Consider the following 26602-nt stretch of genomic DNA (forward strand, 5'->3'; position numbering starts at 1 on the left):
TGATCGAGGGGGCCTGTTCATGAGCCAGCATTGCCGCGTCGACTATCTCATCATCGGGGCCGGCATCGCCGGGGCCTCCATCGCATACTGGCTGGCGCGTCACGGCAGCGTGCTGCTGCTGGAGCGCGAATCCCAGCCGGGCTACCACAGCACCGGCCGTTCGGCCGCACTCTACATGGAGAGCTACGGTCCGCCGCAGGTGCGTGCGCTGACCTGCGCCAGCCGCGCGTTCTTCGATCGTCCGCCGCAAGGATTTACGGAACATGCCCTGCTCACGCCGCGGGGCGCCTTGTTTTACGCCACCTCCGCCTTGCGTGAAGAACTCGACGCCCATGAGGCCCTGGTGCGTTCGGTCTCCGACAAGGTGCAGCGGCTGGACGCGGCGCAGACCCGCGCCATGGTGCCGGTGCTGCGTGAAGACGACCTGATCGGATCGGTCTATGAGGAAGACGCCAGCGACATCGACGTGCATGCCTTGCACCAGGGCTTCCTGCGCGGGGCGCGGGCAGCAGGCGCGCGCGTGCTGTGCAATGCAGAGGTGCAGTCGCTGCAACATGACGGTGAGCAGGCAGAGAGCACGTGGCATGTGCAGACGAGTCAGGGTGAGTTGCGCGCGGGCGTCATTGTCAACGCGGCCGGTGCCTGGGCCGACGAGATCGGCCGCCTGGCCGGGGCGGCACCCATCGGGCTGGTGCCGAAACGGCGCTCGGCCTTCACCTTCGCTGCGCCAGCCGACAGCGCCCACTGGCCCATGTTCATGCCGGTCGATGAATCCTTCTACGTCAAGCCCGATGCCGGCCTGCTGCTGGGCTCGCCGGCCAATGCCGATCCGGTCGGACCGCACGACGTGCAGGCCGAGGAACTGGATATCGCCATTGCCATCGATCACATCCAGAACGGCACCACGCTGGAGATCCTTCGTCCCGCGCATGTCTGGGCCGGACTGCGTTCCTTCGTGGCCGATGGCAGTTTCGTGGGTGGCTATGACACCCGGCTGCCCGGCTTGTTCTGGGCGGCCGGGCAGGGGGGCTATGGTATCCAGTCTTCACCGGCGGCAGGGGAGACTTATGCGGCCTTGATCCGGGGCGAACCTGTACCACCGCATATCGCACGCTTTGGTGTCGATGCCGCAGCATTGAGTCCGGCACGGCTGGGCTGAGCGAACGCTCTCAGCCGCTACTTCCCGATGAGGCAGCGGTGCTGCCAGCGGCCGCCGCCTTCACCGGTCGCGGCAGCTGGCAGTCCTCCACGCGGTTGCGGCCGTTGTCCTTGGCGCGGTACAGCGCACGGTCGGCCCCGGCGAACAGATCCTCGATGCGCATGTCCGGACGCGGCACGCAGGTCATCACGCCGGCGCTGATGGTGACCACGCCGCCAGCATTGCCTTCATGCGGGATCTCCAGGGCACGTACCCCATCGAGTACCTTCTGCGCGATGCGGTGGGCGGCGCCCAGGTCGGTATCGGGCAGCAGCAGGACGAATTCCTCGCCGCCATAGCGCGCCGCCAGGTCGCCATGGCGGCGCTGTACCGCGCGCAGCACGCGGGCGATGTCCTGCAGGCAGTAGTCGCCCTGGATGTGGCCATACAGGTCGTTGTACTTCTTGAAGTAATCGACATCGAACATCACCAGCGACAAGGCGCTCTTGCTGCGGCTGGCGTTCTGCATGGCCAGTTGCAGCTGTTCATCCAGGTAGCGCCGGTTGGGGATGCCGGTCATGCCATCGAGCATGGCCTGCGCCCGCAGGTTTTCGGTGAGCAATTTCAGGGACAGGTTCTTCTTCTCGATTTCTTCCTCGGCGCGGTCGCGCATGCGCACCACGCGCACCAGATAGGCCGTCAGCAGGCCCACCAGCAGCCCCGCCGCGACGATCACCATCAATTGCGCACGCTGTGCTTCGCGCCAGTCGGCCAGCATGTCCTCATGGGCCAGCGCCGCCGTCACGAACAGCGGATAGTCCGGCACACGCGTGAAATAGTTCAGGCGCAGCACGCCGTCCTGGGCCGACTGGATCACGGCCCAGCCGGACTGGCGCTGCCGGGCATGGTCCCGGTAGAGCGGCAGCTCGGCCATGCTCTTGCCGAGGAACTCGGCGCTGTAGGGGCGGCGCAGCAGCATGTTGCCATCGGTGCTGGCCAGCACCAGCGAACCTTGCTTGCCGATGTTGATTTCGTTGAACAGGCGCATGAAATGATCCAGGCTGACGCCCACGCGGATCGTGCCAGCCGGCTTGCCTTGGCGCAGGCGCTGGCGCGTGAGCGGAATGACCCAGTGTCCGGTCACGCTGCTGATGACGGGGGTACCGATGAGCAGGCCGCTGCTGCGGCCCTCAGGGCCGGCCTGCATGCGTGCCATCGCGGCCGCCGGCTCCATGCCGGGCAGGCCGGTCGGTGCCGGCTGGCTGGGCCAGCGGTGCAGGATGCGGCCCTGGTCATCGATGACCAGCAGGCTGTCGAGCTCCGGGAAGAGCCTGCTCTGGCGGGTGAGCAGGTCTTGCAGCAGACGCTGCAGTTCAGCCTGCGGGAGGCTGCGGTTGCCCTCCAGCTCGGCGATTTCCTGGATCAGCAGGTCGGCCGCGCGAAAGCTCAGGTTGACCTGGGTCGACAAGCCCGTGGCGATGTTGAGGGTGGCGGTTTCCCCGCTTTTGAGGGCCGCTTCCCTGCTGGTCAGGCTGCCATTGAGCAGCGCATAGCCAAACAGTGCGCTGCCGAGGATGGCCAGCACCAGCGAAGTGATCCTGACCTTGTTGTTGAGACGTTTGAGGGGCATGGCTTACTCCGGGCTGACTTCTGGTGAGTCATGTCAATCTGGAATCAAATTAATCAAATTCACCATTTGTATTTTACTGCAGATGTATTTTGATTTCCTTTTTTGCAATACAAATTGACCCGGAAAGCATGTGAAGTTTGATGTACGTTAAGCCGGGTGTTGCTTTTGGGGGAAGTCCGGCTTGTTGCTTTGCACCAGCAATTTCCTTGAGGAACGGCGGTTTCCGCGCATCAATCCTCACCGTTGTTCACGTTTGAATAATCGGCTTGGCAACTCTGCCGTGAAAAAACCACGAAAAATCGCTTTAAAAACATTTTCACCGAATCCGTTAAATAAATCGTTTATAGTCAACCTGTTTCGGTGCCGACAGGCGTGCCGGGACCAGGGGTTTCTTGGGATGGCTCAGGTGTAAAACGATCAAGGGGGTAGTATGAAAATTTCGGATATCAAGATCAGTGTTCGGCTCGGCGCGGCCTTTGCCGGACTCATCGTGGTGATGTGCGTGATCGGATTTGTGGCGGTGAAGAATCTGTGGGCGGTCAGCGCCATCACCGATGAAATCGTCAATGACCGATACGCCAAGGTGGCGTTGGTCAATCAGATCAGCGACAAGGTCAACGCCGCCGCTCGCGCCTTGCGCAATGCGATCATTGCCCCTGACCAAGCCACTCTGGACAAGTATGTCGAGCGTTCTCTCAACAGTACGCGCGAGGTGACCGAGCTCATGGCGGATCTGGAAAAGCGGCTTAATACTCCCCAAGGCAAGGAGTTGTTTGCCAAGCTCAAGCAGGTACGGGCCGATTACGCCAAGCCGCGCGACAAGGCATTTGATTTGCTGCGCCAGCGGAAGACGGTGGAAGCGTCAGAGTTTCTTTTCAAGGAAGTGATTCCGGCGCAGGACAAGTACTTCGCGGTGCTCAAGGAACTGGTCGCCTTCCAGGTATCGCTCATGGATCAAAGCGTGGCCAAAGGCGCTGATGAGTCCTCCAACGCCGTCAATACGGTGCTCGTGCTTTCCGGTGTTGCCATCCTCCTCTCGGCGCTGTGCGCGCTGCTGATCACGCGCTCCATCACCCGTCCGCTCAACGAGGCGGTGCACGTTGCTACGGCGGTGGCCGCCGGCGACCTGACGGTGCAGATCAACGATACCGCCAAGGATGAGACCGGTGCACTGCTGGCGGCGCTCAAGGCCATGAATCAGAACCTGCACCGTATCGTGACCGAAGTGCGCCAGGGCAGCGATACCATCAATACCGCCTCCGCCGAAATCGCCACCGGCAACCTGGACCTGTCTTCGCGTACCGAGCAGCAGGCCGGCGCCCTGGAAGAGACCGCCTCGGCCATGGAGGAACTGACCTCCACCGTCAAGCAGAATGCCGACAATGCCCGTCAAGCCAATACCCTGGCCGCGACCGCTTCGCAGGTCGCGATGCAAGGTGGCAGCGTGGTCGGTGAAGTGGTGCAGACGATGGGCCAGATCAATGATGCCTCCCGCAAGATCGTGGACATCATCAGCGTCATCGACGGCATCGCCTTCCAGACCAATATCCTGGCCCTCAATGCGGCCGTGGAAGCGGCACGGGCCGGCGAGCAGGGTCGCGGCTTTGCGGTGGTGGCTTCCGAAGTGCGCACGCTGGCCCAGCGCAGCGCGGCCGCAGCCAAGGAAATCAAGTCCCTGATCGATGCGTCGGTGGAGCGCGTCGATAGCGGCAGCCGGCTGGTCGAGCAGGCCGGCACGACCATGGATGAAGTGGTGGCCAGCGTCAAGCGCGTCACCGATGTGGTGGCCGAGATCACTGCCGCCAGCAGCGAGCAGAGCGATGGCATCGAACAGATCAATCAGGCCATCGTGCAAATGGATGAAGTTACCCAGCAGAATGCCGCGCTGGTGGAAGAGGCGGCAGCGGCGGCGCAATCGCTGCAGGAACAGTCCGGCCGCCTGGTGCAAACGGTCAGCATCTTCAAGCTGAGCAGCCATGAAGGGCATCGTGCGGCACCCGTGAGTGCGCCGCGCACGGTGGATGTCACGCCGCGTGCGGCGGCCTTGCCGCGCAAACCTGCCCCCAAGGCGAGTGCCCCCGCCAAGGTCTTGCCAGCGGCGCAACCGGCCTTGAAGCCGGCGGCCGCTGAGGGAGATTGGGAGCAGTTCTGAGCTTGCGCTAGCCCGGTAGCACAGTGTGAACAAGCAGCGCGTCCATTGGGCGCGCTGTTTTTTACGTCTTCGCGGCCCAATGGTGGCCGGCATCAAGGCCAGGATTCAGGCGTGAATTGAGCGCAGAAATCGGGGCCGAATTCAGGTGTCAATTAGCGCGTCTGTTCGGACCGGAATTGGGGACGTGATTTCTTCGACGCCTCTTTCCGCATTCCTGCCTAGCCCAGTGCAATCCCCTTGAAGCGGACCAGCTTCTGCAAGGCATCTTCCAGGGGCAGCCGCGCGCGTCCGGCGGCGATGCGCAGTTCGCGGTGCAGTTCGGCTTCTTCTGCGCTGTCATCCTCGCATTGCCGGCTGTAGCGCTCGAAGCCGGCCAATGCCGTCAGCAGTTCCGCCAGATGGCGCGGACATTCGCATTGCATGCGATCGGACTGCTCCGACACCGAGGCCAGGGTGCTCTCGCTGAAGCGCGGCTCCGGCAAGGCGTCCTCCTCGCCCCCGGCGTGGCCGGTGGCCGGCTCCATGCGTCGGATCATCTCGCACAGCCATTCCACATCGATTCCTTCCACGGCCTTGCGCACGACCCGATGCCCGGCCTCGGTCAGGCGCGTCACCATGTCTGGCGAGCCAAAGCGATACAGGATCAGCATGGGCAGCTTGATGGAGGTGTTGTACAGCCGCTCAAGACGCTGGTCGAGATCGCTGTCGAGGACCGTGCTTTCCAGCACGAGCAGCTCGGCGTCGACCTGTGCAAGGTCGAGTTCATCAAGACTTTCGACGGCGGCCGCTACGCGCAGTTGCCGATGCTCCAGTGCCTGCGCCACCGCCTTGACGGCCATCCACGGGCCGACCAGCGCCAGCCGAGTGGGCGGGTGCGAAGGGTGCTCGCCATGACCTGCGCCTGCCGTCGCGTAAGCCTCTGCGGGCAGGGCCTGTGCCAGCGCCTGCAGGTCTTGCGGGGCCAGGGTGGCCAGCTTGCCGATGCGATGGCCGGCATCCACCAGGGCCTTGATCCACACCAGGCGTTGCAGGTCTTCCTGCGAATACAGGCGCTGCCCCCCGCCGCTATGCTGCGATGAGGTGATGCCGTAACGATGTTCCCAGGCGCGCAGGGTCTCCACAGACATGCCCAGCTGGCGCGCTACCGCGCCAGGGCGCAGCAGCGGCAGGTCGGACAGCTCCATCGTCTCGGCGGCCGCCGGGGGAGGAGAGGGGGCTTGTTTGTTCGTCATTGTCATGTTTTTAACGAAAATATTTTCGAAATGTACGGATATTTTTTAAATATATCTGTTCAGAGTCGTTGCAAAGCAAATTTGTTGCAAGAGATTGGTAAATATTTCTGTTTGTTTTTGTGATTTTTGCCAGTATGTCACGCTTTTGCTTGGATGTGAAACATCGTGATCAACAACAAGAATCGGCCCGCTCCCCGTGGACACGTGTCGATCCATTCGAGAAACCTTGCAGTCCCCCTGAAAGAACCATCATGAAACTATCGGACCTGAAAATCGGCACCCGCCTTTATATCGGCTTCGGCATGATTTCCGCCATCCTGGTCATCCTGGTCAGTGTGGCGTATGCCAATTTCGCGCGGCTGGGTGCAGCCAATGACTGGAACGTGCATACCTATGACGTGCGCGACCAGCTGCAGGGCATGATCGAGAGCCTCATCAACATCGAGACCGGCCAGCGCGGATTTTCGCTTACCGGCAATGAGGCCTCGCTGGAACCGTACCAGCTGGGCAACGCCAACTTCAAGAAATACCTGGAAAGAGCCCGTGAGCTGACCGCCGACAATCCGGCCCAGCAGCAGCGACTGCAGCTGATCACGGAGGCCGAACAGCGCTGGCTCACTACCGCCATCGAGCCGGCCATCACCCTGCGCCGTGCGGTGCGTGAGGGCCGCGAGCAGATGGCGGCCGTGACCACGCTGGAGCAGGCCGGAAAGGGCAAGACCGAGATGGACAACATGCGCCGCCTGTTGGGCGAGATGGACAATGCCGAGTCCTCGCTGATGGCAGCCCGCGCTGAGGAAGCCGCCGCCCTCAAATCGGTGACCGGCAATACGCTCATCATCGGCGGCATCATTTCGGTGGCGCTGGCCATGCTGCTGGCCTGGTGGCTGGCCAACAACATCACCCGTCCGCTGGCGCTGGCCGTTCGCCTGGCCCGCCAGGTGGCCGGCGGTGACCTGACCGCGCGCATCGAGGTGCGTTCGCGTGATGAGACCGGTGAACTCCTGGGCGCCCTCAAGGACATGAATGCCAGCCTGGTGCATATCGTTTCCGGCGTGCGCCGTGGCACCGACATGATTGCCACTGCCTCTTCGCAGATTGCCAGCGGCAACCTGGACCTGTCCTCGCGTACCGAGCAGCAGGCCAGCTCCCTGGAGGAAACCGCCTCCTCGATGGAAGAGCTGACCTCCACCGTGCAGCAGAACAGCGCCAATGCCCGTGAAGCCAACCGCATGGCGCAGGCCGCTTCCGACATCGCCAGCAGCGGTGGCGGCGTGGTCAGCCGCGTGGTGGAAACGATGGAAGAAATCAATGCGTCCTCGCGCAAGATCGTGGACATCATCAGCGTCATCGACGGCATTGCTTTCCAGACCAACATCCTGGCGTTGAATGCCGCCGTGGAAGCGGCGCGCGCCGGCGAGCAGGGCCGTGGCTTTGCGGTGGTGGCCACCGAAGTGCGCAGCCTGGCGCAGCGCTCGGCGGCCGCTGCCAAGGAAATCAAGTCCCTCATCAGCGACTCCGTGGCCAAAGTGGAGTCCGGCAGCGTGCTGGTCAACGAGGCCGGCGACACCATGCGCGAGATCGTCGAGAGCGTACAGCGTGTGACCGGCATGATCAACGAGATCAGTGCTGCAGGCGAAGAGCAGCGTTCCGGCATCGAACAGGTCAGCCAGGCGGTGGGGCAGATGGACCAGGTCACGCAGCAGAACGCAGCCCTGGTGGAAGAAGCCGCTGCCGCCTCGCAAGCGCTGCAGGAACAGGCACAGGAACTGGCGCAGGCCGTCAGTGTGTTCCGCCTGGATGGCCATGCTGCGCAGGACCACGCCGTGGATGCGGTCGCTGCTGCACCAGCGCCGGCCAGCGTGCCCGCCAAGCCGGCTGCGCTTGCCGTGACGCCGCGTGCACTGGTGCGGGAGCCGCGCCTGGGCAAGCCGCTGGCACCCGTCCTGGCGAGCCGCCACGCGGCCGGCGCCTCTGACGAATGGGTCACTTTCTGAACAGGGCGACCACATGCACGCAGACCTCCTCCGCCTGTCGCCCGCGCTGACGGCGACCCTCCAGCAGGACGCGCCAACACCGCATGAGCAGCAGCGCCTTGCGGTACTGGATAGCTACTGTGTGCTGGACACGCAGCCCGATGTGCTCTGCGATCTTGTGACGGAACTGGCTTGTTCGCTCTTCGGGACCGAGATTGCGCTGGTCTCGCTGGTGGCCGAGCAGCGTCAGTGGTTCAAGTCGCGGCGCGGCCTGGAGGCACCCGGCACGCCGCGCTCGCAATCCTTTTGCAGCCACGCCATCGGGCAGGACGAAGTGATGGTGGTGCCGGATGCCTGCCAGGATGCGCGATTTGCCGACAATCCGTTGGTCACCGGTGCACCTGGCATCCGCTTCTATGCCGGTGCCCCGCTGCAGACCGCCGATGGGGTCAGGCTGGGTACGCTGTGCGTGATCAGCACCTCCCCGCGTACGGAATTCACTCGGGCCGAGCGGCTGACGCTGCGGCAGCTGGCGGCCGTGGTGATGGCTCGCCTGGATACACTGCGCTCAGCCAGTTACATGGATAGCCTGACTGCGCTGCCCAACCGCAGCCGCCTGGACGCGGACCTGCAGGAGCTGGCCGCGTTCGGGCCGGAAGGCGGGGGGCTGTCGGGCAAGCTCACGGCGGTGGTGGTCGACATCTGTGACCGCATCTACCTGCGCGACATGATCAAGGCGCTGGGCTGGGACTATGTCGAGGGTTTCCTGATCCAGGCCATGGACCAACTGCGGCAGGCGCTCGGCGAGGTTGCGCTCTATCGCATCGGCACCACCACCTTCGCCTACCTGGAGCGCAGGGATCGCTGGCAGCCCCAGGTCGAGCGGGTAGAGCGCGCCTTTGCCGGCACGGTGGAGCACCAGGGCATTCCGCATCGGCTGCAGATTTCAGTCGGGATCGTGCCCCTGGCCCAGTGCGGTGAAGTCGGTGAACTGGTGCCTTCGCTGCTGACGGCCGCCGACATGGCCCGCGAGTCCGGCGTACTGCACTGCAGTTACGAGCAGCCGCTGGGACGCCAGCAGAAACATTCCTTCGAATTGCTCTCGGCCATTCCGGGAGCATTGCTTTCGGCAGACCAGCTGTGGCTGGAATTCCAGCCCAAGATTGCGCTGTCCTCGGGCCAGTGCGCCGGGGTGGAAGCGCTGCTGCGCTGGCGCCATCCGGTACATGGCGTGGTCTCGCCGGCGCTCTTCATTCCACTGGCCGAGAAGACCGCGCTGATTCGCCAGGTCACCTTGTGGGTGCTGCAGCATGGCATCGAACAGGCCGCGGCCTGGGCCCGCCAGGGGCGGGCCATTCCAGTGGCCATCAACGTGTCGGCGCGCGACTTCGACAACGATGATCTGGTGCAGACGCTGGCAGTGCAGTTGCGTCGCCATCGCATTCCGGCTGGCCTGATCGAGATCGAGTTCACCGAAAGCGCGATGAGCAAGAACCCGGAGAAACTCTACGGCCGCATCCAGGAGATCAAGCGCCTGGGCGTAAAGGTAGCCATCGATGACTTCGGTGCCGGATTCAGCAACCTCAGTTATCTCAAGAACATTCCTGCGGATTACCTGAAGATCGACCAGTCCTTCATCCGCAGCATGGAAAGCAATTATTCGGACCAGCAGATCGTGCCCTCGATGATCCACCTGGGCCAGAAGCTCGGGTTTGCGGTGGTGGCCGAAGGCGTGGAGACCGAGAAATGCCGCCGCATCCTCCATCATCTCGGTTGCGAATACGGTCAGGGCTATGGCATCGCGCGCCCGATGACGGCGGCCGATACCTGGGACTGGATCGCGGCCCGGGATTGAGCGCCTGGGCCTCCCTCCCGCGGTGACGGGCCCGCTGAGCGCCAGCAGCGCCGGAACAGAGACTTGCAGTGAGTATTTGTGAGGGGTATATTGCCGGATAGAAATATAAATTTGGAGACTATCCGTGACAATCCAACCGGCCCCCCTCCCGTTGGCGTCGATCGCCGTCCTGGTCCTGGCTGTGTTGCTGCCCTTGACGCTGGGGGCATGCAGCCGTTCGCCCAAGGAGCAACTGGCCTTCCAGCATGCCGAGGAGCAGTACCAGATCAACCAGCGCAATGCGGAACTGGCGCGCAGCCGTCCCGAGGGCGAGTCATCGCGGATGGATGAACGCAGCCGGGAGCGGGATTGATTTTCCGCCCGGGTCTTGTCAGCGATAGAGCGCGAGTGCTTGTGCCGCCCAAGCGTTCAGGCTCATGCCGCGTGCCTCCGCCATCGTGGCTGCGTGCGCGTGGATTTCAGGTGTGACGCGCACCATGAACTTTCCCGAAAACGGTTTCTGCGGGGCCCTGCCCACCTTGGCGCAGGCTTCCAGATAATCGTCGACCGCCTCTTCGAACGCCGCCTTCAATGTGACAACAGAGTCACCGTGGAATCCGACGACATCCTGAATTCCGGCGATACGGCCGATGAAACTTTCGTCTTCATCGCTGTATTCGATTCGGGCCGCGTAGCCCTTGTAGATCATTGTTCCCATTCCCTCATTCCTTTCTCCGGGTCGAATCCTGCGTTGCGCAGGAAGGTACGGGCATCTCGGATCTGGTAAGGCTTTGCATCCTTGGCCGGATGTGGACGGTGAAATGTCCCCATGGCGTCACCGAGCATGAAGCGCACGCGCGATCCGCGTCCCTCTACCAGCTGCGCACCGATGGCCAGGAAAAGCATTTCGATCTGGCGCCACTGGAGCGAACGTGCCATCGGATCGCTGAAGATGGCCAGAAGAGTTCGTCGATGGATGCTTTTCATGGCTTGGGTTGATATCAAAAAATGATATCATATTTGTTCTTCAGGGATAAGCCCTGCGATCCCCGCAATTCATCATCCAATCTTCATTTTTTTCGATCAAGTTACTTTGCTGTCCCATTGGCGGACTGCCCCGGCAGTATCTGGATGGGCGTTAGCGGCCATCGCATCGCGCTCCCCTCATTCATCGACGGATTGCACCGGCTGATCCGTCTGGCACAGCGCCTCCAGCGTGCTCAGGTCCGCATCCATGACCAGTTGCCGCGCCATGGTCACAAAACCCGTCCAGACCGGGTTCCTTCGTTGCAGCGTATCGCACCAGTCCAGCAAATCCGACACCGCCCCCATCTCGATGAGCGCCAGCGCCTCCTGCAGGTCGGCCGGAGCGGGGCGCTGCAAGGGCGGGGCGGTACCGTCCTCGCAGGAGGGCTCCTGTTTCTGCAGGCCCAGCAGCCGGCCGATGGTCTCCTGCAGTTCCAGGAAATTGACCGGCTTGAGCAGGCAGGCATCGAACTGTCCACCGTCCTCCTGGCCGCGTTCGGGCTGCAGCGTGGCTGACAGCAGCAGGACCGGTATGCCGGGCAGCAGTCGCCGCGCCGCCTCCAGCACGGCATCGCCATGCAGGCCCGGCAACTGGAAATCGGTCATCACCAGCGCCACGGCGGGCGCATCGGGCGCGGCCATGCGGGCGATGGCGCGCTCGGCATCTGCATACAGCTCCACCGCGAAGCCGACGCTGCCAAGCTGGTCGCCCAGCAACTGGGCGATGTCGGCATGGTCTTCCACCACCAGCACCAGGCGCCCCTCGCCATCGATCAGGAGGCGGCCGCTGGCGTCTTCCGGGGCGTCATGGCGGGCCACGTCGTGCTCGCTGCCGATGGCCGCCGGCAGGCGCAGCGTCATCGTGGTGCCTTCGCCGGGCCGGCTCGACAGTGCCACCTGCCCGCCCATCTGCTGGATCCACTGGCGCACGATGGCCAGGCCCATGCCGATGCCCGGCTGCGAGCGGTCCGCATGGGCGCGTTCGAAGGGTTCGAACACCCGTTTCTGGAAATGCAGCGGAATGCCGCAGCCGGTGTCGCGCACCTGCATTTCCATGACCCCCATGCCGGATTGCGCCGAGGCAGGATGCCATTGCACCTGCAGCACGATGCGGCCATCGCGGGTGTACTTGGCGGCGTTGTCCAGCAGGTTGCCGAGGATGCGCCGCACGCGGCGCGCATCGAGCGTGAGTACCGGCGGTAGCGTCGGCGCCACCTGCAGGCGGAAGGCGTTGTGCTGGCGCTGGGCCAGCAGGCTGGCTTCCTGGCCGATCTCCTGCAGCAGGGCGTGGACGTAGACCGGGGCCGGGTGCGGCAGGTCGGGCCGGTCGCCGCGTGCATAGTCGATCAGGTCATTGACCATGGCCAGCATGTGCCGCGCGCTGCGCACGATGATGCGGCCGTGGCGCGCGCGCTCGTCGCCGCCGGTCTGCAGCATGTCGGCAAAGCCCAGGATGGAAGTCAGCGGCGTGCGCAGGTCGTGGCTGATGCGGGTGAGGAAGCCGGTCTTGGCGCGGTTGGCCTGGTCGGCCGCCTCCAGCGCTTCGCGCAGTTCGCGGGTGCGCGCGGCCACGGCCTGTTCCAGCTTCAGCTGCTCACGCACGCGCAGGTAGAGCATGGCCCATTGCATCTGGTCATGCTTGCGGTGCAGTTCCAGCGCGCGGCCGATGATCACCAGGGCCGTCATGCACAACAGCCCGATCTGGAACAGCGCCGCGAAATGCCAGTCCGGCAGCAGGCTGCGATCAACGAGCCCGTTCAGTTCCAGCAGCTTGACCGACATGCCCAGCCAGGCCAGGGCGAAGGACAGCGTCAATACCCGGGCATGGGGCAGGCCAGCGCGCCAGGCGTGCAGCAGCGAGGCCAGCCACATCACATAGGCCAGTGCAGCGGTGGCGTTGGCCAGCGGGGCGGTGACGCGATAGTTGCCCAGTGCGGTTGCGCCGATCACCGCGATCAGCAGCGCCTGGATGACAGCATAGACGCTGTTCCAGGGGCGCAGGCGCTGCAGGCCGACCAGCACATAGCTCATGCGCACGTACAGCAGTGTGGCCAGGCAGCCCAGGGTGGCCGGTGTGCGCACCAGCCAGGCGCCGCCTTGCGGAAACAGATACAGCTGCAGATACCCCTGGAAGGTCCAGATGTATGCCAGCGCCGTCACGATCCACGCGGCCATGAGCACGAAGCCGCGGTCGTGCCAGGCGATGCCCTGGATCAGCGCATAGGTCACCAGCAACACCGACACGCCCAGCACGAAGGCCTGGATGGATAGTTCGCGTCCTTCATCCTGCCGGAACGCGGCGCTTTCCCAGAGCGCCACATTGAGATCAATGGCTGAATCACCGGTCACCCGCAGCACCCACTGGCGCTCTTCACCCGGGGCCAGCGTCAGCGGGAACAGGGGAGTGCGGCTGGCGATTTCACGCCGGGCGATCGGATGCAGGGTACCGGCGTAGCGCGGGATGACATCATCGGCCGTGTGCGCGGACGATGAGGGCAAAGAGGGCAGCCAGTACAGCCGCACGTCCTGCAAGCGTGCCGACCCCATCGCCAGCCAGCGCGTGACATGCTCGCTGCTGTCGTTGCGGACCTGTCCGCGCAGCCAGAAGGCGCCGGTGCTGTAGCCCTCCTGCAGCATGGGTATGTGGATGGCTTCCCATGGACCGCTGGCCAGCGCGGTCGAGAGCAGCTCGCTGGCGCGGGCGTCGCGCAGCACCTGCAATTGCGGCGTGATGACCTGGTGGGTGGCGATGCTGGCCAGCTCGATGGAGGGCGGTGCGGGTGAGGCCAGCACCAGGGGCGACAGCAGGCTGCACAGCAGCAGCCAAGACCACAGCAGTGCTGCGCGCAAGCGTGACATCGTCCTCTCGTCAGCGCCGGAACTGGCTGGGCGGCATGCCGAAGCGTTCGCGGAAGGCCGTGGAAAAGTTGGCCGTGTTGCTGTAGCCCAGCGCCAGCGCAATGGCGCCGATGTCGAGGGTACTTTCAGAGAGCAGGCGGCGGGCTTCCTTCATCCGCTCTTCGCGCAGGAAGTCGAAGACGGTCACTCCGGCACAATGCTTGAAGGCGCTCGACAGCCGCCGCGCATTGGTGCCCACCGCCGCCGCCAGGGCATTGAGTCCCAGCGGCTGGTCGAGCTTGTCCATCATGAGGCGGCGCGCTGCCTGGAACAGCACCATGTCGAAGGTACTGGAGCCGCCTTGTGGCACCGGGCCGACGGGCGTCTGGGTGACCGGTGGCAGGTCCACATGCACGGGTGAGCGCAGGTGCACGCATAGCCGCAGCCGCACTTCCTCGAAATCGAAGGGTTTGGTGATGTAGTCCACGGCACCGACGCTCAGGCCATTGACCTTTTCCTCGGTGGCCGCAGCCGCCGAGAGGAAGATCAGCGGAATGTTGCGCGTGGAGGAATTGGCTTTGAGCAGGCGGGCGCTGGTGAGTCCGTCATAGACCGGCATGCGGATGTCCATCAGGATCAGGTCCGGCCGCACCGTCTGCGCCTTGCGATAGCCATCCTGCCCATCGCGTGCCACGTACAGCCGCGCACCATGGCACAGCAGGAAGTCGGAGAGCAGCATGCGATCTTCCTCGGCGTCGTCGACGACCAGGATGCGCTGCCCCGCCAAAGGCCCGGCGTACACCGGGTGTATCGATTTGTAGACCATGTTTGCCTCATCTTGAATGAGCGGGAAGTTACCGCGAAATGTTCGAGACACGAAGCGAAAATGGCCTGGCAGGAAATATTTTTCCTGCGATCAAAACTATGCGGTCGATGGGCAAAACATCGTCGAGGAAATTGTCGAAAAAATTCGATATCGATGAACTGCCAGCTTGTGATTTTCAGGCAGTGGCCGGCTCAGCAGATGCTAGGGCCTGTTCACATTAAAACTGCGCACTCGCAGATTTAATGTGAACAGGCCCTAATTGGTACTGCCAAATATTCTTCCCTGAAGCAAACTCAGTCGGCGACCCCGCAAAAACCTGGAGAGAAAATCACGGGCTTCTTGCGCTAGATTGCCTCTCCGTGGTGAGCATGGCATCGCTGCCGCTGCCGCTGCCGGGACCGATCCCTGCAACTGCGATGGCGTCCCTACTCACCATCAGAACGGACCGGTGTCCAAGGTCCGCCATCGAACATGCGTCGCTATGAGATCAGGGAGAGACAAATGGCCAGCATATTGTTGGTAGAAGATATTTTGATGAACTATCGCAACCGCAATCTTTGCACTTTTCTGGAAGAGCAGGGGCACAGTGTCAGCCGGGTACGCGCCGAGGGTGAGCAGTTGCTGATGCCGATACGCAAGAGCGATATCGCCATCATCCACGTCGGATGCGCCAGCGCGGCGGGCTACCAGCTCACGCAGCAATTGCGCAGCGCCGATGCCCGCATGGGCATCCTGCTGCTGGCAGCCACGCATGAGAGTGCGACGGTGCGCATCACGGGACTTGAGCGCGGTGCCGACTTCTGCGAAGTGTTGCCGCACCGGCTCGAACTGCTCAACGCCTACCTCGATGCCATGCTGCGGCGGGTCATGCCGCAGGCGTGGCAACTGGATGTGGGCGCACGCACGCTGCGCGCGCCACGGCATGACGCGGTGGGCATCAATTCGCGTGAAGTGGCGTTGTTGAAGGCCTTGGCCGAGAGCTCCCGGCATGCTGCCGACCGCTGCGCCATCGCGCATGCCTTCGGGATGGAGTGGGTCAGCTTCGACGAGCGCATCCTGGAAAAGACCGTCAGCCGGCTGCGCCGCAAATGGCGCGACAGCACCATGTGTGACCTGCCGCTGCGCACCCTGCATGGCGTGGGCTACTGCTTCACCGAAGCGATCCAGGCCTGCTGAGGCTGCTGTCCGACTCCTCAGTCCTGGCGTGCCTGGACCTGGTTGCCGGCCACCACGAACTTGCCCGCGCCCAGGTGGTGCAGGGTGTGGAGGTCGGCGTTGCCTTCGGTGAAGTTCCAGTGGCCGTTCTCGAAGATGCGCACATCGGCAGCGGCACTGACGACTTCACCGAACAGGGTGTCGTAGGCATCTTCGGTCTGGCCCTGCGGCAGCCAGCGGCATTCCAGCCAGGCCGCACAGCCTTGTTCCAGGACCGGCATGCCCAGCACCGGGCCGGTGCGGGCAGCAATCTGGTGGCGGGCGAACTTGTCTTCGTCGCGTCCGCTGGCGCTGCCGACCGCGTAGGTCAGGTCCATCCGGGCCGCACCGGGAACGATGATGCCGAAGCTGCCTGACTGCTTGATCAGTTCACGCGTCCACGTGCTCTTGTCGATCACCACGGCGATGCGCGGGGGAGTGAATTCGACCGGCATCGACCAGGCGGCTGCCATGATGTTGCGATGCGCGCCATGGGCGCTGCTGATGAGCACCGTCGGGCCATGGTTGATGAGGCGGCTGGCGTATTCCAGGGCGACCGGACGGAAGTGCTCGGAAGCGGTAGCGGCAAGGGGCTGCGACATGAATTTTCCTCAACAGGGATAAAGGGCAAGCATGCCACAGAACCGCCTGCTGCGTGCTTGCCCGCCCTGTTGCAAGTTATCCTGCGCGGGCTGCATTCATTGCCACGCGGCGAGTTCGCGGGCGGCTTGGCGATGCGCCTCATTGGCGGGATCAAACCTGTCCGTATCCACCGCCAGGACCAGCGTTCCCAGCCGGCTGCCATCGGCCGCATGAACCGCATGCAGGCGGTTGCTGCCAGGGACTTCAGACGCATCGATCACCCGCGGAAGATAGCGCATCCAGATCGCACCGAGGGGATCATCGAGGAGGGCATTCTCATCGTGCCCCGCGTCCTCTTCTTGCGGACTGCTGATGCCGATCTCCACCCGGGACGCCGGCCACCATTGCACCAGGGCGCTGACCAGGGCGAGCAGCGTATCCTGCTGTTCCAGTTGCGGGAGGAACTGGCTTTGCAACAGCAGGTGGCATGGCTCGCCGTAGCGCTGCGTGCCCAGGGTATGCAGCAGGAAGGCACCGGCGCCGTCTTCTTCACCGCTCCACAAGGCCAGCGGGCGCAAACGGTCATCGTCCCGCATCGCGTCCTCATCATGCAGGACCGCGATGGCGGCGGCTGTGGGCGCATTTCCGGCGAAGGCGGGCGGGCAGGCCGGGTATTCCGGCGAGCCGGCTTCCGCGGCCGGCGCATACCAGTTTTCCACGGCGAGTCCTTGCAGTGCCAGCCAGTCAAGCAGCGGCAGCAACTGGCGCAGATGATCGGCCACGCCGGGTAGCGTGGCATGCGGCGAAGGGTAGCTCAATTCGAGATGCATGGTCTTCACAGGGGAGCAGTTCAGGAAATCCGGATGCAAGCCAGGAGAGGGCGTCCGGTGTGAAGGCGCGATGATGGGGGAGAGGACGGCCGTTGTTGGAAATGACGCCAATGTTTTGGGGAAACTACAAACTATTTTGATGCACGCGGGGCCTGTGCGCCCATGTGGCCGCGCAATGAACAACGGGAGCCGCAGCTCCCGTTGTTCATGATGCAGATCGCCTCCTGCGCATGGCAGGCGTGAGCGGTCTTACTTGCCCCAGCTCAGGACCATCGGGTCCAGTCGGCGCGCCACGCGCAGCAGGCCTTCGCGCACCTTGGGATGCATCGGGGCTTGCGGATGGCGCAGCATGTCGGACTTGATCACGCCGCCTTCAAGCATGAGCGCCTTGCACGCCGCCAGGCCGCATTGGCGGTTCTCGTAGTTGATCAGCGGCAGCCACTGCATGTACAGCTCGGCGGCCTTCTCGGTGTCGCCCGCGAAATACGCGTCGACGATCTTGCGGATGCCGTCCGGATAGCCGCCACCGGTCATGGCACCGGTCGCACCGCCATCCAGGTCGGGGATCAGGGTGATGGCTTCTTCGCCATCCCACGGGCCGACTACGGCGTCGCCGCCCAGCTCGATCAGTTCGCGCAGCTTGGAGGCGGCACCGGCGGTCTCGATCTTGAAGTAGGAGACGTTCTCGATCTCCTTGGCCATGCGGGCCAGGAAGGGCGCCGACAGGGGCGTACCGGCCACCGGCGCATCCTGGATCATGATGGGGATGTCGATGGCATCGGAGACGCGGCCAAAGAACTCGTAAATCTGTTTTTCCGACACACGGAAGGTGGCGCCATGATACGGCGGCATCACCATCACCATGGCCGCACCGGCATCTTGCGCCGCACGGCTGCGCTCGGCACAGATCTGGCTGCCGAAGTGGGTGGTGGTGACGATCACGGGGATGCGGCCGGCCACGTGTTTCAAGACCGTATCCTGCACCAGCACGCGCTCTTCGTCGGAGAGCACGAACTGCTCCGAGAAGTTGGCCAGGATGCAGATGCCGTTGGAGCCGGCATCGATCATGAAGTCGATGGCGCGCTTCTGGCCTTCCAGGTCCAGCTTGCCGTTTTCGTCAAAGATGGTCGGGGCGACCGGGAATACGCCGCGGTAAATGGGGGTGCTCATGGAGTCTCCGTCTTGGTTGTCGTGGGCCATCACAGCGATGGCGGTGTGCGATGGCGATGAATATACGTGGGGCCCGATGGACTGTATAGTGAAGACTTTCCATCATGTGATCGCTTTTTGGAATCACCCATGAAACCCGCGCCCAGCCAGCAAAGCCTCCACAGTCTCCTGTCCCGCCTGCGCATGAAGCAGCTGCAGTTGCTCATCGCCCTGGATGATCACCAGTCCCTGCACAAGGCCTCCAGCGCCCTGGCCATGACGCAGTCGGCAGCCAGCAAGTCGCTGGCCGAGCTCGAATCGATGCTGGATGCGCAATTGTTCGAGCGGACCAAATCCGGCCTGATCCCCAACCAGTTCGGCCACTGCGTGATCCGCTACGCGCGGCTGATGGCCACCGATCTCGGGTCGCTCTGCGAAGAAATGGCGCAGATCCGCTCCGGACGCGGCGGACGCCTGGCCATCGGGGCGGTCATGGGGGCCTTGCCGGAACTGGTGGTGCCGGCCGTGGATGCCTTGCAGCGACGCCATCCCGAGCTTTCCATCGATATCGTGGAAGAGACCAGCGTGCAGCTGCTGAGCCTCCTTGACGAAGGCCATCTCGATTTGCTGGTGGCGCGTGCCAGCGTCTCGGACAATCCTGGCAAGTATCACTACCAGCCCTTGTCGGAAGAGCCGCTCTCGGTGGTGGTCTCGGGCGAACATCCCCGAGTGCGCGGCAAGCAGATGAGCCTGGCGGCACTGGCCGGCTATCGCTGGGTCACCTATCCCAGCCACATGCCGCTGCACGCGGTGCTGGAGCGCGAGATGGACCTGGCCGGGGTGAGCATGCCCGGCAATGCGACTTCCACCGCCTCCACCTTCGTGACGGTGGCCCTGCTGCAGCAGGGCACTGACATGGTCTCCATCCTGCCCACGGCGGTGGCCGAGATGTTCGTCAAGCGCGGCATGCTGCGCATCCTGCCGGTGACGCTGCGGTCGATGTCGCAGACCATCGGCATCGTTACGCGCAAGGGTGGGCAGTTGTCCAGGGCGGGGGAGGCCTTCGTGGGCTTGCTGCGCCAGGGCGCCAAGGCTGCCTGAACCTGTCCGGGTGCCCGGCCGTCGCTGCACGTAGCGGCCAGGGAGGGTTGGTCTCCATCCGGCCCCGTATTTCTCTGTCCTCTCTCTGAGGCGCAGTGCTTCACCTGCGCCGTCCAGGCGGCCGTTGCCGGCCGCGCTCGTTCGCCCTTGTCCCATGCCCTGTTCGAATCCTGCCCCGTCGCAAACCGCCGCACCACGGTGGATGCAGGGCGAGGTGAAAGGATATTCACCTCATCCATGCAAATAATTCGGGTAGCCTGTTCTGGTGTAATGGTATAGTGATGATACCAGTTGGGCTTCTCAGAGCTGATCTGTGTGTTGCCTTCTGGAAAAACAAAGAAATAACAAAGAAGCAACCAAGGCAGCCAGGCGACCGCGAGGCGCACAGCCCCCGCGTTTCCTGGCCTCACCCGCAGAGGTTGTCGTTGAACAGGCACAGCCTCTCAACCCGACAGGAGACAAGACAACAATGGAGACGCCCCAAAGCGCCGTCGAAAGATCGGCCATCCGCAAGGTCGCAATGCGGCTCGTGCCCTTCGTGGGCCTGATGTTTTTCATCAACTTCCTGGATCGCACGGCGATCTCGTTCGCCGGCCCCAATGGCATGAGCCGTGACCTGGCCCTGACCGCCGCCCAGTTCGGGTTTGCGGCCGGGGTCTTCTTCATCGGCTACGTGCTGCTGGAGATCCCCAGCAACCTGGCCCTGCACAAATACGGCGCGCGCCGCTGGCTGGCCCGCATCATGGTGACCTGGGGCATCGTGGCGTTGCTCTTTACCTGGGTCAGCAGCGTGGAGGGCCTGTACGTGCTGCGCTTCCTGCTGGGCGTGGCCGAGGCCGGCTTCTTCCCCGGTGCCATCCTCTACCTGAGCCTGTGGGTCCCTGCACGACACCGCAGCCATATCCTGGCCCTGTTCTACCTGGCCCAGCCGCTGACCATCGTCATCGGGGCACCGGTGGCGGCCCTGCTGATCGAGGCACACGGCCTGTTCGGCCTGGAAGGCTGGCGCGTGATGTTTGCCGGGGTGGCGCTGCCGGCCATCGTGGTGGGCGTGATCGCCTGGTTCTACCTGGCTGACCGCCCGGCCGACGCCAAATGGCTGGAGCCGGCCGAGCGCCAATGGTTGACCGCCGCCCTGCAAGCCGAACAGAGCAGCAAGCGCGTCGAGCACGTGGCCCATGCCGGGGCGGCGCTGAAGAATCCGCGCGTGTGGCTGCTGGCACTGGTGTATTTCGGGCTGATCTATGGCCTCTATGCCCTGGCCTTCTTCCTGCCGACCATCATCGGCGGCTTCGAGGCGCAGTTCGGCAGCAAATTCAATGTCTTCCAGAAGGGCCTGATCACGGCCATCCCCTACCTGCCGGCCGCTGTCGCGCTGTTCCTGTGGAGCCGCGACGCCACCCGGCGCGGGGTGCGCAGCTGGCACGTCGGCCTGCCCGCCTTGATGGGCGCCATCAGCATCCCGGCCGCACTCTACATGCAAAGCCCGGCCACGACCGTGCTGGCCATTACCGTGACCGCCTGCGCCATCTTCTCGGCCTTGCCGGCCTTCTGGTCGATTCCGGCGCGCTTCCTCTCGGGGGCAGCTGCGGCGGCGGGCATTGCGCTGATCAACACCGTGGGCAACGCCGCCGGCTTCATGGCGCCCTTCATCACCGGCGCCATCAAGGATGCCACCGGCAACTACCAGGCGCCGATGTTCGTGGTAGGTGCGCTCATGGCGGTATCGGCCCTGGTGATCTTCGCCATCGGTGCCGGGGCAAGGCAAGAGGCCAGCGAGTTGCAGGGACGCGTGATCGCCGAGTGAGATCGGTACGTGGAAACAATCGGCCCGCTCAACGAAGGAGCGGGCCGCCAACGATGACAGGAGAAATGATATGAAGGAAAAAATTGCACTCTTCGGCGCAGGCGGCAAGATGGGCGTGCGCCTGGCGAAGAACCTGAAGAAATCCGACTACCGCGTGGCCCATGTGGAAGTCAGCGCGGCCGGCCAGCAGCGCCTGCGCGATGAAGTCGGCGTGGAGTGCGTCGGCATCGACGCCGCGCTGGACAATGTGGACGTGGTCATCCTGGCCGTGCCCGATACCCTGATCGGCAGGATCGCCGCCGAGATCTCGCCCAAGCTGCGTGCCGGCGTGATGGTGATGACGCTGGACGCCGCCGCGCCCTTCGCCGGCCACCTGCCGGACCGGCCGGACCTGGTCTACTTCGTGGCGCACCCATGCCATCCACCCATCTTCAACGATGAAACCACGGCCGAAGGCCGACGCGATTTCTTCGGCGGTGGTGCGGCCCGGCAATCGATCACCAGCGCCCTGATGCAGGGGCCGGAGTCGGCCTTCGATCTCGGGGAAGACGTGGCCAAGGTCATCTACCAGCCCATCCTGCGCAGCTATCGCCTGACCGTGGAGCAGATGGCCATCCTCGAACCGGGGTTGTCGGAGACGGTCTGCGCCACGCTGCTCTACGCGATGAAGCAGGCCATGGACGAGACCGTGCGCCGCGGTGTGCCGGAAGAGGCGGCACGCGACTTCCTGCTGGGCCACATGAATATCCTGGGCGCGGTGATCTTCAAGGAGATCCCGGGCGCGTTTTCGGATGCCTGCAACAAGGCCATACAGAACGGCTTACCACGTCTCTTGCGCGATGACTGGCTCAAGGTCTTCGACCACGACGAGATCGCGGAGAGCATCCGCCGCATCACCTGACCGGGAGCGCGCATGGAACGCATCTACGCCAGCTACTGGCTGGAAACGGGTGATGATCCGGCCCGCGCGGCCGAGGTCATCGCCGGCGAACAATCCAGCGGCACCTTCGTGGCCCTGGCCACCGAAACGCCCGCCCTGAAGGAGCGCTCCGGGGCGCGGGTGGAAAAGCTGGAGATCCTCGGCCACAGCACCACGCCCAGCCTGCCGGGCGGCATGCCCGCTGCGCGCTATACGCAATGCCGGCTGGAACTGTCATGGCCCCTGGAAAACACCGGCGCCTCGCTGCCCAACCTGATGTCCACGGTGGCCGGCAACCTGTTCGAATTGCGCCAGGTCTCGGGCCTGCGGCTGACCGGGCTACGCTTGCCGCGCGCCTTCGTGGAGGCCTATCCCGGCCCCGCCTTCGGCATCGCCGGCACCCGCAAGCTGACCGGCGTGACCCACGGCCCGCTGATCGGCACCATCATCAAGCCCAGCATCGGCTTGTCGGTCGAGGAGACGGTTGAGCAGGTGCGTGAACTGGTGGCCGGTGGCATCGACTTCATCAAGGACGATGAATTGCAGGCCGATGGTGGCCGCTGTCCCTTCGATGAACGGGTGCGTGCGGTGATGCGGGTGGTCAACGAGCACGCCGAGCGTACCGGAAAGAAGGTGATGGTGGCCTTCAACCTGACCGGCGACCTCGACCAGATGCGCCGTCGCCACGACCTGGTGCTGGCCGAAGGCGGTACCTGCGTGATGGCGGTCCTGAATTCCATCGGCCTGGTCGGCTTGCAGGAATTGCGTCGCCATGCGCAGTTGCCGATCCACGCGCACCGCGCCGGCTGGGGCTATCTCACGCGCAGCCCGCAACTGGGCTGGGACTACGCGCCCTGGCAGCAGCTGTGGCGACTGGCCGGGGCTGACCACATGCATGTCAATGGCTTGCGCAACAAATTCAGCGAACCGGACGACAGCGTGATCACCGCGGCGCGTTCGGTACTGCAGCCAGTGGTCCCCGGTGTCGAGATGGTCAGTACCATGCCGGTGTTCAGCTCGGGCCAGACCGGGCTGCAGGCCGCTGATACTTACGCGGCCATCGGCTGCGCCGACCTGATCCACACGGCTGGCGGCGGCATCTTCGGCCATCCGCAAGGCGTGGCCGCCGGTGTGCAGGCCCTGCGCGAGGCTTGGGTGGCGGCCATCGAAGGCGTGCCGCTGCAGCAGCATGCGGGCAAGCATCCGGCCCTGCAGGCAGCACTGGAGTTCTGGAAATGAGTCTGCTGACCGATCCTGACGGCCTGCCACCGGGTTTGCTGCTGGCGTATTACGGTGACGACTTCACCGGCTCCACCGATGCCATGGAGGTGATGAGCGCGGCCGGCTTGTCGAGCGTACTGTTTTTGCGTACGCCCGATGCGGCACTGCTGGCGCGGTTCCCCGAGGCGCGCTGCATCGGCATCGCGGGTGCCTCGCGCGGACGTTCGCCACAGTGGATGGATGAACACCTGGGCGCGCCCTTTGCCGCGCTGGCCTCGCTGCGTGCTCCGCTGATGCAGTACAAGGTGTGCTCCACCTTTGACTCTTCGCCCGCCATCGGCTCCATCGGTCGTGCCATCGACCTGGGTGTGCGCCACATGCCCGGCGACTTCTCCCCCATGATCGTGGGGGCGCCACGGCTGAAGCGCTATCAGGTCTTCGGCCATCTCTTTGCGGCCGTCGACGGTGAAGGCTACCGGCTTGATCGCCACCCCACCATGGCCCGTCATCCCGTCACGCCCATGGACGAGTCCGATCTGCGCCGCCACCTGCGGCGCCAGACGGCGCGCCGCATCGAACTGGTAAACATGTTGCAGTTGCGCGAGGGCGCGGAGGCTGCGCATGCCCGCTTGCCATCCTTGCGTGGCAAGGATGTACCGGTGGTGATGATCGACGTGCTCGATGAGGAGACCCTGCGCGAAGCCGGGCGGCTGGTCTGGGAAGGGCGCGGGGCGGGCGTCTTCACGGCCTCTTCATCGGGGTTGCAATATGCGCTCACGGCCTATTGGCGTGCCCGTGGCTGGATCTCGCCCGAGTCCGGGTTGCCGCAGGCTGGCCCGGTGCCGGTGATCGCGGCCGTCAGCGGCAGTTGTTCGCCGGTCACAGCAGGGCAGATCGGCTGGGCGCGCGAGCATGGCTTCGTCTGCTTGCGCATGGACCTGCCGGCGGTCTTGTCCGAGGCCACGCGCGAGACCGAACTGGCGCGGCTGGTCTCGGCCGCCGTGGCGGCACTGCGGGAAGGCCGCAGTCCGTTGGTGTTTTCAGCGGAAGGGCCGGATGACCCGCAGGTGACCGGCTTTGATGCGATGGCCGCTGCTGCCGGGCTGGCGCGCCAGGAGGCAGCGCAGAAGGTAGGCTTGGCACTGGCCGCCACGATGCGCCGGCTGCTCGATGCGAAGCCCTTGCAGCGCATCGCCATTGCCGGCGGCGACAGCTCGGGCGAGGTGGCCAGTGCGCTGGACATTGCGGCGCTGTCGGTCTGCGCCGGGCTGGCACCCGGGGCGCCCTTGTGCCGGGCGTGCTCGGACCATCCGGGGCGTGATGGCCTGCAGCTGGTGCTCAAGGGCGGGCAGGTCGGTGCACGCAGCTTCTTCGGCGATGTACTGGAGGGACGGCGCAGCTGAAACAAGAGGATCGACGGGCGGCCGCAATCACAGTCCTGGCGCGGGATTGTGATAGAGTGCGCGTCCAACGAAACCTACAATTGAGACAGTGCTGCCATGCCGGAACCGATACAGCGACGCAAGCTATACCAGGAAGTCCTGGAGCGCCTGATGGCGCGCATTCATCAAGGGGAATTTCCGCCGGGGTCCCAATTGCCTTCCGAACGCGACCTCATGGACCAGTACGGCGTCGGCCGCCCGGCCGTGCGTGAAGCGCTGCAGGCCATGGAGCGCTCGGGTTTCGTGGAGATTGCCCATGGTGAACGGGCGCGTGTGGTCGACCCCACGGCCGACCGCCTGATCGCCCAGATCGCGGCTGGTGCGCAGCATCTCTTGCGCACCAAGCCGGACATGCTCAGGCATATGAAGGAAGCGCGCGTGTTCCTGGAAACCAGCACCGCCCGCATGGCGGCCGAACGCGCCACCGAAGAGCAGGTCGCACGCCTGCGCGAGGCCATCGCCGCGCACCGCGCTTCGATGGTCAACCTGGAAGAATTCATTGAACGCGACATGGCGTTTCACCGCGAGATCGCCGACATCAGCGGCAATCCGATCTTTCCCTCGGTGGTGGAATCGATGTTCCGCTGGGCCAGCGAGTTCTACACCACCCTGGTGCGCGCGCCCGGCGCCGAGGAACTGACCCTGGCCGAGCACCAGCGCATCGTCGACGCCATCGCCGCGCATGACGGCGATGCCGCCGCCGAAGCCATGCGCGCGCACCTGATGCGGGCCAATGACCTGTACCGGGAACTGGGCCAGCAGTAAAGCAGCGCAGTGAACAGGCGCTAGCGCAACATGCCGTGCCAGGTCGGCTGTTTTTCTTCGTGATAATAAGGGCGGGTCAGCGGTGCCGACATCACCGCCGCATCGGCCAGCACCGTGACCGTGAACAGGCCGGGTGGACCGTCATAGCGGCGGCAGGCCTGGGCTGAATTGCGGTTGTTGTGCATGTCCACCACCAGCAGGCGTTTCTCCTGTTCGCTCATGCCAGGCAGGGGCGGCGGCGCCATGCGCTTGGGCGGGATCACCAGGGCGTCGCCCGGTTCCACCCACAGGTCGGCCAGGCTGATTTCATTGACGTAAGGACGCCAGCGCGCCACCGTGATCACCAGCGGCTCGGGTCCGCGCGAAAAGAAGATGTGCGCGAAATCGTGATACTCCAGGTCGGTGGCGTTCCAGGTCAGCAGCTCGCGGCTGCGGCCATCGCCCAGGTAGGGCGATTCATAACCGGCCCACTTGCCGTAGGTGTATTCGGCCATGACCAGGCCCTCGTAGGGAAAGTACAGGCACTGGCCGTCGCGCAGCAGGGTCGCGCCGAAGGCCTGGGCGCTCTCCGCGGTCGCGGGCAGCGGCTCGTAGCGCACCTCGGGAACGCGGAAATCGAATTCGGTAATCTCGTAAGGGGGCCAGTCCTTGGGCGTGACGGTGCGCTGCCAATGGGCGATGTCGCGGTAGGTCGCACCGCGTTCCAGGGCCGGTGCTTCCGGTGCCAGCGTGATGGGCACGCCGACGGGGGTCTCGATCTGGCTGCCCACGCCCCTGTCATTGAGCATGTAAGGATATTGCTTGGGATCGCGCAAGGGCGTTGACGGCCCATCCTTGATGAAGAGAACGGGATCGAAATCACTCTGGTCTGGCGGCATGGCTTCCCCTGGCGTTGGTGTGTTGGTGCGGTGGCGTGGTGACGATGGCCGTCCGGCCTCCC

22 protein-coding genes are annotated in these 26602 nt (G+C 64.3%); 12 read left to right on the top strand and 10 right to left on the bottom strand.

Annotation, left to right across the window (positions count from 1 at the left end; genetic code table 11):
• Positions 1 to 19 precede the first annotated feature (19 nt).
• Positions 20 to 1159, top strand: a complete 1140-nt coding sequence (locus FYB76_RS03735) for an FAD-binding oxidoreductase (RefSeq protein WP_154132738.1) — start codon at positions 20 to 22, stop codon at positions 1157 to 1159.
• Positions 1160 to 1169: 10 nt separating this feature from the next.
• Here FYB76_RS03735 and FYB76_RS03740 read toward each other — a convergent pair whose 3' ends face one another.
• On the bottom strand, positions 1170 to 2768 hold the full coding sequence (locus tag FYB76_RS03740; RefSeq protein ID WP_154132739.1) for a diguanylate cyclase domain-containing protein: 1599 nt from the start codon (positions 2766 to 2768) through the stop codon (positions 1170 to 1172).
• A 430-nt stretch (positions 2769 to 3198) separates the two neighbouring features.
• Between FYB76_RS03740 and FYB76_RS03745 the strand changes: the two genes are divergently transcribed.
• Positions 3199 to 4920 carry a methyl-accepting chemotaxis protein gene (locus FYB76_RS03745; RefSeq protein ID WP_154132740.1) on the top strand — a complete coding sequence of 574 codons (1722 nt, stop codon included), beginning with the start codon at positions 3199 to 3201 and terminating at the stop codon, positions 4918 to 4920.
• A 218-nt stretch (positions 4921 to 5138) separates the two neighbouring features.
• Here the strand turns inward: FYB76_RS03745 and FYB76_RS03750 are convergent, their stop codons facing one another.
• Positions 5139 to 6152: a MerR family transcriptional regulator gene (locus tag FYB76_RS03750; RefSeq protein WP_154132741.1), complete on the bottom strand. Its 1014-nt coding sequence runs from the start codon at positions 6150 to 6152 to the stop codon at positions 5139 to 5141.
• A gap of 251 nt (positions 6153 to 6403) precedes the next feature.
• Here FYB76_RS03750 and FYB76_RS03755 point away from each other — a divergent pair, with 251 nt between their 5' ends.
• The 3 genes from FYB76_RS03755 (at position 6404) to FYB76_RS03765 (ending at position 10335) form a co-directional block, all read left to right on the top strand.
• Positions 6404 to 8149 (top strand): methyl-accepting chemotaxis protein, encoded by a 1746-nt coding sequence (locus FYB76_RS03755; RefSeq protein ID WP_154132742.1) that lies wholly within the window; start codon positions 6404 to 6406, stop codon positions 8147 to 8149.
• A 13-nt stretch (positions 8150 to 8162) separates the two neighbouring features.
• Positions 8163 to 9983: an EAL domain-containing protein gene (locus FYB76_RS03760; protein ID WP_154132743.1), complete on the top strand. Its 1821-nt coding sequence runs from the start codon at positions 8163 to 8165 to the stop codon at positions 9981 to 9983.
• Between the two features lie 124 nt (positions 9984 to 10107).
• Positions 10108 to 10335 carry a hypothetical protein gene (locus FYB76_RS03765; protein WP_088756026.1) on the top strand — a complete coding sequence of 76 codons (228 nt, stop codon included), beginning with the start codon at positions 10108 to 10110 and terminating at the stop codon, positions 10333 to 10335.
• 18 nt (positions 10336 to 10353) lie between these two features.
• Here FYB76_RS03765 and FYB76_RS03770 read toward each other — a convergent pair whose 3' ends face one another.
• The 4 genes from FYB76_RS03770 to FYB76_RS03785 all read right to left on the bottom strand — a co-directional run bounded on the left by FYB76_RS03770 (position 10354) and on the right by FYB76_RS03785 (position 14652).
• On the bottom strand, positions 10354 to 10680 hold the full coding sequence (locus tag FYB76_RS03770) for a type II toxin-antitoxin system HicB family antitoxin (RefSeq protein WP_088756025.1): 327 nt from the start codon (positions 10678 to 10680) through the stop codon (positions 10354 to 10356).
• Entirely contained in the window at positions 10668 to 10949 is a 282-nt protein-coding gene (locus FYB76_RS03775; RefSeq protein ID WP_088756024.1) for a type II toxin-antitoxin system HicA family toxin, read from the bottom strand. Before FYB76_RS03775 ends, FYB76_RS03770 begins: the two co-directional genes overlap by 13 nt.
• Before the next feature lie 177 nt (positions 10950 to 11126).
• Positions 11127 to 13847 carry a hybrid sensor histidine kinase/response regulator gene (locus FYB76_RS03780; protein ID WP_154132744.1) on the bottom strand — a complete coding sequence of 907 codons (2721 nt, stop codon included), beginning with the start codon at positions 13845 to 13847 and terminating at the stop codon, positions 11127 to 11129.
• A gap of 10 nt (positions 13848 to 13857) precedes the next feature.
• On the bottom strand, positions 13858 to 14652 hold the full coding sequence (locus FYB76_RS03785) for a DNA-binding response regulator (protein ID WP_154132745.1): 795 nt from the start codon (positions 14650 to 14652) through the stop codon (positions 13858 to 13860).
• A gap of 534 nt (positions 14653 to 15186) precedes the next feature.
• Between FYB76_RS03785 and FYB76_RS03790 the strand changes: the two genes are divergently transcribed.
• Positions 15187 to 15828, top strand: coding sequence for a response regulator transcription factor (locus FYB76_RS03790; protein WP_229296866.1), 642 nt, complete (start codon positions 15187 to 15189; stop codon positions 15826 to 15828).
• Between the two features lie 17 nt (positions 15829 to 15845).
• Here FYB76_RS03790 and FYB76_RS03795 read toward each other — a convergent pair whose 3' ends face one another.
• From FYB76_RS03795 to FYB76_RS03805, 3 genes are all read right to left on the bottom strand, one after another.
• A complete protein-coding gene (locus tag FYB76_RS03795; protein WP_154132746.1) occupies positions 15846 to 16448 on the bottom strand; it encodes a flavin reductase family protein in 603 nt (200 codons plus the stop codon).
• Positions 16449 to 16544: 96 nt separating this feature from the next.
• Positions 16545 to 17258, bottom strand: a complete 714-nt coding sequence (locus tag FYB76_RS03800; RefSeq protein WP_154132747.1) for an Imm52 family immunity protein — start codon at positions 17256 to 17258, stop codon at positions 16545 to 16547.
• 249 nt (positions 17259 to 17507) lie between these two features.
• Entirely contained in the window at positions 17508 to 18428 is a 921-nt protein-coding gene (locus FYB76_RS03805) for a dihydrodipicolinate synthase family protein (RefSeq protein WP_088756018.1), read from the bottom strand.
• Positions 18429 to 18557: 129 nt separating this feature from the next.
• On the opposite strand from FYB76_RS03805, the gene FYB76_RS03810 reads away from it, so the two are divergent.
• From FYB76_RS03810 to FYB76_RS03835, 6 genes are all read left to right on the top strand, one after another.
• Entirely contained in the window at positions 18558 to 19508 is a 951-nt protein-coding gene (locus tag FYB76_RS03810) for a LysR family transcriptional regulator (RefSeq protein ID WP_154132748.1), read from the top strand.
• Between the two features lie 469 nt (positions 19509 to 19977).
• Positions 19978 to 21315: an MFS transporter gene (locus tag FYB76_RS03815; protein WP_154132749.1), complete on the top strand. Its 1338-nt coding sequence runs from the start codon at positions 19978 to 19980 to the stop codon at positions 21313 to 21315.
• Between the two features lie 70 nt (positions 21316 to 21385).
• A complete protein-coding gene (locus FYB76_RS03820) occupies positions 21386 to 22216 on the top strand; it encodes a phosphogluconate dehydrogenase C-terminal domain-containing protein (RefSeq protein WP_088756015.1) in 831 nt (276 codons plus the stop codon).
• Between the two features lie 12 nt (positions 22217 to 22228).
• On the top strand, positions 22229 to 23473 hold the full coding sequence (locus FYB76_RS03825; RefSeq protein ID WP_088756014.1) for a ribulose-bisphosphate carboxylase large subunit family protein: 1245 nt from the start codon (positions 22229 to 22231) through the stop codon (positions 23471 to 23473).
• Positions 23470 to 24858 carry a 3-oxo-isoapionate kinase OiaK gene (gene oiaK / locus FYB76_RS03830; protein ID WP_088756013.1) on the top strand — a complete coding sequence of 463 codons (1389 nt, stop codon included), beginning with the start codon at positions 23470 to 23472 and terminating at the stop codon, positions 24856 to 24858. The genes FYB76_RS03825 and oiaK overlap by 4 nt, the downstream gene beginning before the upstream one ends.
• 96 nt (positions 24859 to 24954) lie before the next feature.
• A complete protein-coding gene (locus tag FYB76_RS03835; protein WP_154132750.1) occupies positions 24955 to 25662 on the top strand; it encodes a transcriptional regulator NanR in 708 nt (235 codons plus the stop codon).
• Between the two features lie 20 nt (positions 25663 to 25682).
• On the opposite strand, the gene FYB76_RS03840 is transcribed toward FYB76_RS03835, so the two are convergent.
• Positions 25683 to 26540 carry a hypothetical protein gene (locus FYB76_RS03840; RefSeq protein ID WP_154132751.1) on the bottom strand — a complete coding sequence of 286 codons (858 nt, stop codon included), beginning with the start codon at positions 26538 to 26540 and terminating at the stop codon, positions 25683 to 25685.
• Positions 26541 to 26602 lie beyond the last annotated feature (62 nt).

Origin of the sequence: Herbaspirillum sp. CAH-3, assembly GCF_009668275.1 — a bacterium.
Lineage (GTDB): Bacteria > Pseudomonadota > Gammaproteobacteria > Burkholderiales > Burkholderiaceae_D > Herbaspirillum > Herbaspirillum aquaticum.